Source organism: Raoultibacter massiliensis (assembly GCF_900199545.1).
GTDB classification, from domain to species: domain Bacteria; phylum Actinomycetota; class Coriobacteriia; order Coriobacteriales; family Eggerthellaceae; genus Raoultibacter; species Raoultibacter massiliensis.
Genome location: NZ_LT962671.1, coordinates 7,123 through 18,704, shown reverse-complemented (window position 1 = coordinate 18,704; position 11,582 = coordinate 7,123). Strand labels below are relative to the sequence as shown.

Below are 11,582 nucleotides of genomic sequence, written 5' to 3'. Positions count from 1 at the left end.
CGCATAGGAGAATTCGTGCACCCCGATTCTGACAACAAAAGCACAGACCCTGTATTCGAGCAGGAACAACAGCGCCTCACCGAAACATATGCAACACTCGAAGCCATGTGCGGCCATCTGGTTTCGCAAATGAAAAAGACCGACGAGGAGGCAGCTTCGGCCAAAAGCTCCATGTCCGAAGAACTCTCGCCGAACTTCGCAACCTACGCCGACGCGATGGAAACCTATGCGGACTTCGCTGCGATGAACCGTGTGATCGACAGCTACAACCTGGCTCAAGATGCCGACGCGGAAAAGCTCGCCAAGATTCGGCTTTTGCTGAGGCAGCCGTACTTCGCGAAAGTGGTTCTGCAATTCAAGCCCGATGAAGAGCCCAAAGAGCTCTACATCGGCAACGCGGGCATATCGGACGAATCGTATCGTCGCCTCATCGTCGATTGGCGTTCGCCCGTGGCAGAGGTCTACTACAACCAAGACAACGGGCGCACCTCGTATCGCGCCGACGGACGCACGATCGAAACCGATCTCAAGCTGCGCCGCCAATTCGACATCGACAAAAGCGTACTCAACGCCTACTTCGACACAACCGTAGCCATCCAGGATTCGCTTCTGCTCGCCTCCCTCTCGAAACAGCGAACCTCCCAGATGCAGGCGATAACCGCGACGATACAGAAGGAGCAGAACCTCGTCATCCGACACGACGACGTACCGGCCCTTTTGGTAAGCGGAATCGCCGGAAGCGGGAAAACCTCGGTCCTTCTGCAGCGCATCGCCTACCTGTTCTACCGACAGCGCGGCAGCCTCGATCCAAGCGAGGTGTTTCTCATCACGCCGAATCCCGTCTTCCGTCACTACATCGACAACGTCCTGCCCGACCTCGGCGAGAGCAACCCCGAAACTCTCACCTGGGAGGAATTCGCCCGTACCTTGCTGCCGGGCGATCGGGGAAGCGGCAGCGGAGACGTCCCGCTCGACGCATTGAAACGCATCGATGATGCCATCGGCTCATTCGAATTCGACCACGCCGATTTCCGAGACGTCCAATGCGCGGGAACCCGTCTTGTCTCAGCCGACCAAATTCGCAAGATCGCAGCGAAATATCGGCATATACCCGCGGGTCCGCACCTTGTTGCACTCATACGGGAAGACCTCGACGAACGGTTGCGAAGTCGCCTTGCGCAGATGGCCGGAACCGAAGCCGTCCAAGACGAAATGTCGATCCTCTCAACCGAAGAGCAGCTGCGCATATTCCATGAGACGATCGATCCCCAGGATGATCAGGAGGCTCGCGAGTTGGCCCTTCGCTACCTGAACGATCGCCATGCATCGGCATTCGAGTCCGTCGAACGCGATGCATGGCTCGACATCGACCGCATCGGCGCGAGGATTCTCGGCTCGCAGGGCCTTTCGTCGGTCGAATGGCTTTATCTCAAGATGGCGCTTACCGGTCTCGGCAACCCGCAAGCGAAATACGTGATGATCGATGAAGTTCAGGATTACACCGCCGCGCAGCTCGCCGTGCTCGCCCGCTATTTCAGGAGGGCTAATTTCCTTCTTCTCGGCGACCCGAACCAAGCCATCGAAGCGGGCACCGCGTCGTTTGGCGAAGTCCGCTCGGTCTTCGCCGCAGCCGGCAAAGCGGTAAGCGAATGCCAGCTGCTCACAAGCTACCGTTCAACGCCCGAAATCACCGAGCTGTTCGCAAGCCTGCTTTCCGACAAGGAGCGCCTGCGCATCTCATCGGTTCAACGGACAGACGAGAAACCCATGATCATCGAATGTTTTGATGAGGGGAGCTACGAAACCGAGCTGCGCCGCGTTATCGAAGAAGCGCAGCAGACTGGTGGCCTGACAGCCGTGATCGTGCCCTGGAGAAACGAGGCGAAGCGAATTCAGGCCATGCTCGGCACCGAAGCTCCCCCGCTTGTCAGCCGCGACGCGACGCTACCGGCAAGCGGCGTGACGCTCATCACCCTCGAACTCGCAAAAGGCCTCGAGTTCGACCAGGTCATCATACCGAACGCAACAGCCAGGATATTTCCCGACGATGCGCTTTCGCGGCGGCGTTTATACACCGCCATCTCGCGCGCAACGAGCAAGCTTACCATCCTTTCGAACGGAAAGCTCACGCCGCTGCTGCAGACGAATCGGGAGTGACATCGCAAATGCTTTGCGGGAGCCGGTATGAAAATGCAGATCAAGGCCAATCTCCTCACAGTTCCTCGGCGAACCCCACGCGGTAGTTCTTGAACACCGCTTCGCTCTCCTCCTGCGTGGCGTCCAGGTCGACATCGGCTGCGATCGCGAAATCGCGATCGCCATCCGAATCGCTGAATATCTGGCGCACATGCCATACATGCTCGCTCTTCTCGTCCGACTCGTCGATGACGAGATATGCCGAAGAACGCGCGTCGGCGTCGAGCAAGATCTCTTCATGCGCCTCGTGAAATGCATCGAGCGCGCTTTGCCAACGCGGCTCGCCGCACCCCCAAAGCTGGTCGAGCCTTCCGAGCTCTCCCGCACGGCCCTGCGCGGCAAGGCGCACGCGCAGAAACAACGCGTTGCGTACCAGCACGGTGAGGCCCCTGCGATCCTGCACCACCTGATCGGTCGGCACGGGCGGAGCGGCATCGAGCGCCGTGCCTGCGCTCTCCCATTCGTCAACCAGGCTCGAATCAACCGAGCGAACGACGAAAGCGAGCCATGCGATGACATCTTGCAGTTGCTCGTCGCGCTTGTCGGCGGGAACCGTCCGGTCGAGCACGCGATAAGCATCGGATAGATAGCGCAGAAGCGTGCCTTCGGAGCGGGCGATGTTGTAGCGGCCAACGTAGCCCTTGAAATCGGATGCGGTCTCCAGCATGTCGCGCAGCACCGATTTCGGTGCCAGCTCGAAATCGCGCGCCCACGGCACATCGGTGCAGTACCGATCGAACGCAGCCGCAAGCATGTCTTCAAGCGGCTTGGGATACGTGATGTCGGCGAGCTTCTCCAACCTCTCCTCGTACTCGACGCCGTCGGCCTTCATCTCCGCCATGGCCTTGTCTCTCGCCTGCCGCTCCTGGGCGCGCAGCACCTGTCGCGGGTCCTCGAGCGTCGCCTCCGCCATGGATATGACATCGAATGCATAGGTGTCGCTCTCAGGATCGAGCAGCTCCAAAGCCGCAAGCAAAAACGGCGAAAGGGGCTGGTCGAGCGCAAAATCCTCAGGAAGATCAACCGTGGTGAAATACTCGACGCTCCCGTCTTCCCCCTCTTCGCGCACCACAACGTCGGCCGAGATCAGCGTATCGAATATCTCGTCGGCACGCGCCGAGAGCGCCGCCTTCTCCTCGTCGGTTTGAGCCGAATCCCCGATGAGGCGATGGACGCGGCTCCACGCATCGCCTCCTTGCGCAACGAGGGAAAGAACCATCGAATGGGTTATCCGCATACGCGGCTTAAGCGTCTCGGGCACCGATTCGATGAGGCGCTCGAACGTCTGCTTGTTCCACGACACGAATCCCTCGGGCGGCTTCTTGCGTTTGATTTTCCGAAGCTTCTTCGGGTCTCCCCCGGCTTTCGTGACCGCACGGGCGTTTTCGATATCGTGCTCGGGCGCTTCGGCCACCACAAGCCCCTCGGTATCGAAACCCGAGCGTCCGGCCCGACCCACTATCTGATGGAACTCACGGGCGCGCAGCCGTCGCATTTTGTGGCCGTCGAACTTGGTTAGCGCCGTCAGCACAACGGTATGGATGGGCACGTTGATGCCCACACCGAGCGTGTCGGTTCCGCAGATAACGGGAAGCAACCCCTGCTGGGCGAGCTTTTCCACCAGCAAGCGATAGCGCGGGAGCATGCCCGCGTGATGCACGCCCACACCGCTCGCCAGCAACCGCTTGAGCGTTTTGCCGAACGCAGTGGAAAAGCGCGTACCCGAGACTGCATCTTTGATGAGCTCGCGCTGCTCCTTGGTGGCCGCACCGAAGCTCGAAAGCGCTTGGGCGGTGGAGAGCGCCGCATCCTGGGAAAAGTGAACAAGATACAAAGGCGCCTCGCCGTTGCGCAACGCAAGCTCGACCGTTCCCTCAAGCGGCATCTCCGAATACTCGTAGGCAAGCGGAACGGGGCGCGCCGCGTCGGCCACAACATCGACATCGGTACCTGTTCGGGCTTCGAGGGATGCGGCGATCTCGGTCACATCCCCGAGCGTTGCGCTCATGAGCAGGAACTGCGCCTTCGGGAGCATGAGCAGCGGCACTTGCCACGCCCACCCACGGTCGTAATCTCCGTAATAGTGGAATTCATCCATCGCCACGCAACCCACATCGGCGCTCTCCCCTTCTCGCAACGCCTGGTTGGCGAGGATCTCGGCTGTGCAGCAGATGACGGGAGCGTCGGTGTTGATATGCGCATCTCCCGTGATCATGCCCACGTTTTCCCGACCGAGGATATCGACCAGGTCGAAGAACTTCTCGCTGACGAGCGCCTTTATGGGAGCCGTATAATAAGCGCGGCGACCTGTCGCCAACGCCATGAAGTGCATGCCGAGCGCTACAAGCGACTTTCCCGAACCCGTCGGCGTGCCGAGGATCACATGGTCGCCCATCATAAGCCCCATGAGCGCCTCTTCCTGATGGGGCCACAGCTCTATGCCACGCGAAGCCGTCCAGTCGAGAAAGCGATCGAGCGCCTCTTCCGAAGAAAGCCAAGGATCTGGCTCTGCGCCGTCCGCAGGCTCCCACCAACCAGGCGCAAGCCGTCCAAGCGATCCGAAAGAGAAGGCGCCCTGGCCACCGTCTGCGAAACCGTCTTGCGTATCCGCCGTATCAACCGCCATGTAAACGAGGCCTCCGAAAGTTCGAGAACGTGCATTGCGCCCCGAAGCCCGCAGATCAGTCTGCATTCCCGGAAACGCCGCTTACATGATAGCGCAACAATCCGGCAGCTCGGAGCGCAAATGCGACGTATCGTTCCGCTTCCAAGTGTCGCTGGCAGGCTGTTTTGCATCGCTTCCCGTTTTATCAGGTAAGACATTGCAATATTGGAGTAGTATCGATGGATGGTGCCACTGCCAAGCGCATCTGCCCGCACGAGCTCGTTTCGTTCCGCCGATATCGCTTCAACCGCAGCGAAACCGACGGCTCCCACGGCAGCTCGACGATCGAGCGCTCGGCTGCGAAAGGGGGTCTGAATGCAGGATTCGCTGCTGCTCTCGTCAGGAGAGTTTGCCCAGATGTGCAATGTCAGCAGAGAGCTGCTCATCCACTACGACAAAATCGGCTTGCTCAAGCCGAAGGAAGTCAGGGATAACGGCTATCGATACTACTCGCTCAAGCAGCTCTACATGTTCGATGTCATCCGCTTCTTCCTCGACACAGGCATGTCCATGAAGGAAATCAAGGAGTACCTCGACAACCGATCGACCGAGCTGTTCCTCGATAATGCGCAGGACAGCATCGAAAAGATGATGCGACAGCGCGATATCATCGATGCGCGCATCGGCATGATGGAGAAGATGCGCTACATCACCCAGCGGGCGCTTCTCTTCCCCAAAGACAAGCCGCGTCTGTCCTATTGGGACGAGATCTGGTTCATCACCACCGAAGTCGAGCGCGAGCGCACGCAGAAGAGCTTCGCGCAGGCCATGAGCGACCATTCCGATTTCTGCCGCACTGCGGCGGGCGTATCCAAGTTCCCCCTCGGCCGCATCATCGACATCCCCGACCAGAGCAAACCCGAAGAGTACTACTACACCAAGCTGGTCACCTGGGTTTCTCCCCCCCGAGAACAAAATCAACCTCGGCAACCGAATCGAACGCAAGCCGCGCGGAAACTACGCCGTCGTTCTGCATCAGGGAGGCACGAGCACCGTCGCCCGATCGTACGAGAAGCTCTTTCGCTATATAAAGAAGGAGGGCTTCGAAATGCTCGGCCCTATTTACGAACTCGACATGAACTCCTATCTCATGTCGGAAAACTCGGAAGACTACCTCATCCATATCTCGGTACTCGTAAACGCATAGCGTCGGGCACCGTCCGCGTTTCCAACGCAAACGGCTACCGCCCGTGACAGCGTTTCGCATGCCACGGGCGGTATCGGCAGATTTGCGCTTTTCGCTGCGCCAAGCGGCCGCGAGGCACCGGGCCGAAGCCCGATGCCGTCTGGCGGTTAAGCGCTCATGCGCTTGGTTTCCTGAATGAGGTCGTTGACGACGGAAGGTTCGGACAAAGTCGAGATGTCGCACAGGTTTTCGGTATCCTGCGCGGCGATCTTGCGCAGGATACGGCGCATGATCTTCCCGCTTCGGGTCTTGGGAAGGGCGCTTGCGAAATGAATTACATCGGGCGTTGCGATCGGGCCGATATTCGAACGGACGTGGTTGCAGAGCTCCGCTCGCAGATCGTCGTTGATAACCGTTCCCTCCTTCACCGTGACGTAGGCGTAGATGCCTTCGCCCTTGACCGGGTGCGGATACCCGACAACCGCCGCCTCGGCAACCTGGAGCACCGACACAAGAGCGCTCTCCACTTCGGCCGTGCCGATGCGGTGGCCCGAAACGTTCATGACGTCGTCGATGCGACCCGTAATCCAGAAGTACCCGTCCTCATCGCGGAAGGCGCCGTCACCGGTCAGGTAGAAACCGGGCATCGGGAAGTACACGTTCTTGAACGCCTCGGGATTGTTGTACACGCCGAGCATCATGCCGGGCCACGGTCTTGAGATAACCAGGCTTCCGCCCTCGTTGGGCTTCGTATCGTTGCCGTCCGAGCCGATGACCCTCGGGGATATTCCGAAAAACGGCAGCGCCGCCGAGCCGGGCTTCATATCGACCGCGCCGGGAATCGTCGTGATCATGACACCGCCGGTCTCGGTCTGCCACCACGTGTCGGCGATAGGGCATCGGCCCTGGCCGATCGCCGAGTAGTACCACAGCCACGCTTTCGAGGTGATGGGCTCGCCCACCGATCCGAGCAAGCGCAGCGTGCTGATATCATGGTCGTTGATCCACTGCTCTCCGTCTTTCATCATCGAGCGAACAGCGGTCGGCGCCGTATACAGGATGTTCACGCCGAACTTCTCAACAACATCCCAATAGCGATCGGGCTTCGGATAGTTCGGAACGCCTTCGAACATGAGCGATGTCGCGCCGTTGGAAAGCGGCCCGTATACCAAGTACGAATGGCCCGTAATCCATCCCGCATCGGCCGTGCACCAATAGATGTCGGTTTCCTTGAGATCGAACACGTACTTCATCGTCAGCGTCGCGTACAGAAGATATCCGCCTGTACCATGGAGGATTCCCTTGGGCTTCGCCGTGCTGCCGCTCGTATAGAGGATGAACAGCGGTTCGTTCGCCTCGACGTTCTCGGGATCGCAGTGCGGAGACTCCGCGGCCATCTGGTCATCCCACCACACATCGCGGTCCACTTTCATGTCGGTCCGCTTCTCGATGCGCCGAACAACGACGCATGCCTTGACCTGCGGGCACATGTCGAGCGCTTTGTCGCAGATGTCTTTGAGGTGCAGGATCTTTCCGGAGCGGTATCCGTAATTCGACGTAATGACGACTTTCGCGCCCGAATCCTCGATGCGGTCCTTCAAGGCTTCGGCGGAAAGGCCGCTGAACACCACGCAGTGAATGGCGCCGATGCGCGCGCAGGCAAGCATGCTGATGGCCAGCTGGGGAACCATGGGGAGGTACAGCACCACGCGATCGCCCTTCTTCACGCCCAAGCGCTTCAGCATGTTGGCGGCTTTGCACACCTCGCGATGAAGCCGCTGATAGGTGTAGACGTCCACTTCCTCATTCGGCTCGCCTTGCCAGACGAGCGCCGCCTTGTTGCGGCGAGGTCCGTCCAGATGCCGGTCCAGACAGTTGTACGACACGTTGAGCTCCGCTCCCCGGAAATAGCGGACGTAGGGGTTTTCCGATTCGAAATCGTATTCCTCGACGGCATCCCAGGGCTTGAACCAGTCGATATGCTCCTCGGCCATCTGAGCCCAAAACGTCTCGGGGTCGTCGATGGATCGCTGGTACATGCCGTCGTAATCCTGGCGGCTCTTGATCAGCGCTTTGTAGCTGAATTCCGGAGAAGGCTCGATGGATCGCTCGTTTTCGAGCATATGCCTGATAAAGGCGGTACGCGTGTTCTTCTTCATGAGGGGTTCCCTTCTACTCTTCGTCTTGGAGATCGGCTATGCAACGTTGTCTACGGGATAACGGTCGAGATACATCACGGTCGGGGCAAGCGGAGCGTACGTGTCTCCGGTGAGGAATTTTTCAGGACTGCACGCGCGCAGGCTCTTGTTCAAATCCGAGCGCATGTGGCTCAGGTGGGCGAACGCGTCTTCGAGAAGCACCGATTCGTGCATGCTCTGGCACCCGTACATTGCGGCGCAAAGCGCGTTCACAACGCGCTCGTCGCAGCGCGAGCACCAGTCGTAGTCGGCCATATCCATGAGGACGACCGTGTAGGCGATCAAATCTTTGACGTAGAGACAGGGAATGAGACGGTCGATGTCGCGCCCCGAAAGGGGCTCTCCGTCGCACAGCTCGTCGATGCGCAGAAGGGCATCGCGTCGAGCGAACACCGGAACATCGGCTGCGGCGATGGCGATGAGAAGATCGGTGTCGTTGAGTTTCGCAATGGTCGAAATCTTCGCCGCGCGGCGGACTTCGGAATCTGCAATGAAGGCAATCATTTCGGGTTCGCGGAGCTTTTTCACAACCGACCAGAGCATCTCGCCATGGAGATCGCTGATGGGAGCCGTCGCCATTGCGCGGTTGGCGTTGAGGGCGGCTACATCGAGCTTCTCCGGTGAGTTCTGGGGTTTCCGCAGTTCCATCTCTTGCTTCGTCGCTTTCATGACATGCCTCCTTTGCTTTCTTACATCCGGTTTTCCTTTGCGTGATCAGAAGGGTTGCAGCGGATAAGGTGTGAGGCAATCATGGGGGTTGCAACGATTACAAGGTCAACGAACACGGCGGTTTTTTGTCCACGACTGGCAAATAATCATCCGCGAACGGAAAAAAGCGGCTCCGAAATTCGGAGCCGCTTCTCATTGCACAGAGGATTATGCGATCGGATACCCTATCGCGGAATGCCCGATTCGCCGCCCGTATCGGACATGCCGCCCGTCGGCTCCGAGGGAGCGGCGGTTTCGTTTGCCGACGGATTCGCGCCATGCGGGTATGCGCCCGCATGAACATGGCTCGCCTGCGGCGGTGCGGATTGCGGTGGCGTTTGCTGATAGATCGGCTGGCCGTACTGGCTGCCGGGCTGCGGACCCCCATATCCCTGCGAACCTGCAGCCTGGTAAGGCTGCTGCGCCTGTCGGGCTGCCGCCGCTTGAAGCTCGAACGGCATCGGATCGTCTTGTCCGCGCCAGGCGGGAACATCGAACTGGCGCGTCCAGTAGCCGAGGGAGCGCGTAACGAGCGTCCCCACGAACAGGCACGCGACAACGGATACGTAACTCGCAAGGAGCATGCCGACGATGGCGATTCCGCCGAAAGCGATGATCCACCCGATAACAGTACCGTCCAGATGATCCGCTCTCATATTCCCGCCCGTCGCGGCGATTCCGATGAATACGGTGATGGCTACGACGAAGAAGAACACGATCGAGATAATGACCGAGATGATGGCTGAAAGAAGAATGCACATGCCGAAGATGCGCATCAGCCCGCCGAAGTCATGCCGGATCATCGCCCACATCTTGTTGAACTGAAAGCCCGCCGAAAGCCTTCCGTAAATGCTCATGCGCATCGAGCCGACCCACTGGAACAGCAGGGCGACGAATGTTGCCGCTATGGTCAGAGCCGTGAAGATAAGGGTCATGAACCCGCCGAAAACGAACGTACCGCCATTAAGGTAGCCGTAGCTGTACCCATGGCCGAACGTCAACGAGCTGAAGCCCATGACGAGGCCCCAGACCAATTCAATGGCCCACGGAAGCAATGCAAAGACGAAGCCTATTACCAAAACGAAGAAGCCTCGGCTGTACAGCTTGCCGTCCTCGTTGCCGAACAGGCGTTTCGGCATCGGCCCATGAATGCCCCAGGCGATATCGCGTGCCCACCCGTACAGATATCCGGCAACCGCAATGGCCCCGAACACGGGAATCAGCGCAACAAGGGAAAGCAGCAGGATCTTCCCGAACCACCCCTTGGAATTTTTGACATCGCTCCATGCGGTTTTAAAATAACCAACTTGCATGAGATTCCTTTCTACCTTGAAATTGCCCCCACTATACACAAAGGAGGGAAGCTCTCGCTTCCCTCCCGCGTTTCGTTTCCAAGGTGTTAGGTTCATGAAGAACCGGTTACACCGAGGCGGCGGCGCAGCTGAAACGCTGCGTCGAACCGGAGACTGTTACTTGAGGGTAACAGCAGCGCCGGCATCCTCGAGCTGCTTCTTGAGCTCTTCGGCCTTATCCTTGGCAACGCCCTCCTGGACAGCCTTCGGAGCGCTCTCGACGAGCTCCTTGGCTTCCTTGAGGCCGAGACCGGTGATCTCGCGGACGACCTTGATGACGGCGATCTTGTTGTCGCCAAAGCCCTCGAGGACGACATCGAAGTCGGTCTTTTCCTCAGCAGCGCCGGCACCGTCGCCAGCAGCAGGAGCAGCAGCCACGGCAACCGGGGCGGCAGCGGAAACGCCGAAGACCTCTTCGAGTTCCTTAACGAGTTCGGACAGTTCCAGGGCGGGCATTTCTTTCAATGCCTCGACGATCTCTTCACGGGTCACAGCCATGATAGTTCTCCTTTTTTCTTTCATCCACAGCATAAGCGGATGTACATTACGTTTTCAAACGCCGGCATCGCATTACGCAGCCGGCTTCATGCAGCGCTTACGCTGCGGGTTTTTGCTCTGCAATTTGGTTGACGCAACGAGCGAACGCCTCCATGGGAGCGTTGAGCACGCGAACCGTCTGCACGAGCGGGTTGCTGATCGTGCCGAGCAGCATTGCGATGAGGCCTTCGCGGGAAGGCAGCGAAGCGATGGCTTCCACCTGCGCAGCATCGACGAACTTGCCGTCCATCATGCCGCCCTTGATCTCGAGGACCTTGTTGGCTTTCGCAAAATCCTTCAGGGCCTTTGCGGATGCAACGGGATCTTCGCCTGCGAACACGAAAGCCGACGGACCCTCGAGAACCGCATCCAAGTTGGGAAGCTCGAGCTCATCGAGCGCAAGATGCATGAGCGTGTTCTTGTACACTTTCATGCTCGCGCCCGCCTCGCGGATGCTGTTGCGCAGCTCCTGGATCTGCTTCACCGTCAGGCCGCGATAATCGACGACCCACATGGCGTTGATCTCCTGAAGCTCGTCCTTGATCTTAGCAAGCGTTTCAACGTTATGTGCATTGGGCATGTAGTACACCTCCTTTTCCATAAAACTCGCGTTCCGTCCCTCATCGTGGGTGAATCTTGAGCTTCATGCAAAAGAAACGACCCCTGGTGCACAATGACAGCAGGGGTCGCAAAACTCAATTTACAGACCACCTCGGCGGGCCGCTCGCGCGATTAAACCTCTCGGTACCAGCTGTCTTGGGCAGCGGAACAATCTTTCATTCCATGCGTAAAAACGCACC

The 11,582-nt window shown here is 58.8% G+C and carries 8 protein-coding genes; 2 read left to right on the top strand and 6 right to left on the bottom strand.

The genetic code is table 11. The features are described 5' to 3' along the window. Positions 1-15 precede the first annotated feature (15 nt). Complete coding sequence (locus C1719_RS04115; protein WP_245874344.1) at positions 16-2,157, top strand: HelD family protein; 2,142 nt, start codon at positions 16-18, stop codon at positions 2,155-2,157. A 55-nt stretch (positions 2,158-2,212) separates the two neighbouring features. On the opposite strand, the gene C1719_RS04110 is transcribed toward C1719_RS04115, so the two are convergent. Then, positions 2,213-4,822, bottom strand: coding sequence for a DEAD/DEAH box helicase (locus C1719_RS04110; RefSeq protein WP_102374018.1), 2,610 nt, complete (start codon positions 4,820-4,822; stop codon positions 2,213-2,215). A 354-nt stretch (positions 4,823-5,176) separates the two neighbouring features. Between C1719_RS04110 and C1719_RS16325 the strand changes: the two genes are divergently transcribed. Continuing rightward, positions 5,177-6,055: a MerR family transcriptional regulator gene (locus tag C1719_RS16325; RefSeq protein ID WP_245874342.1), complete on the top strand. Its 879-nt coding sequence runs from the start codon at positions 5,177-5,179 to the stop codon at positions 6,053-6,055. Between the two features lie 99 nt (positions 6,056-6,154). Here C1719_RS16325 and acs read toward each other — a convergent pair whose 3' ends face one another. The 5 genes from acs to rplJ form a co-directional block, all read right to left on the bottom strand. After that, complete coding sequence (acs, locus tag C1719_RS04100; protein ID WP_102374017.1) at positions 6,155-8,146, bottom strand: acetate--CoA ligase; 1,992 nt, start codon at positions 8,144-8,146, stop codon at positions 6,155-6,157. A gap of 36 nt (positions 8,147-8,182) precedes the next feature. Continuing rightward, the gene (locus tag C1719_RS04095; protein ID WP_180963473.1) at positions 8,183-8,854 is read right to left on the bottom strand and encodes a hypothetical protein; all 672 of its coding nucleotides are present in this window, start codon (positions 8,852-8,854) and stop codon (positions 8,183-8,185) included. 224 nt (positions 8,855-9,078) lie between these two features. Continuing rightward, positions 9,079-10,206 carry a DUF4013 domain-containing protein gene (locus tag C1719_RS04090; protein ID WP_102374016.1) on the bottom strand — a complete coding sequence of 376 codons (1,128 nt, stop codon included), beginning with the start codon at positions 10,204-10,206 and terminating at the stop codon, positions 9,079-9,081. A 156-nt stretch (positions 10,207-10,362) separates the two neighbouring features. Then, the gene (rplL, locus tag C1719_RS04085) at positions 10,363-10,743 is read right to left on the bottom strand and encodes a 50S ribosomal protein L7/L12 (RefSeq protein WP_102374015.1); all 381 of its coding nucleotides are present in this window, start codon (positions 10,741-10,743) and stop codon (positions 10,363-10,365) included. Positions 10,744-10,840: 97 nt separating this feature from the next. Then, entirely contained in the window at positions 10,841-11,362 is a 522-nt protein-coding gene (rplJ, locus tag C1719_RS04080; protein WP_102375916.1) for a 50S ribosomal protein L10, read from the bottom strand. Positions 11,363-11,582 lie beyond the last annotated feature (220 nt).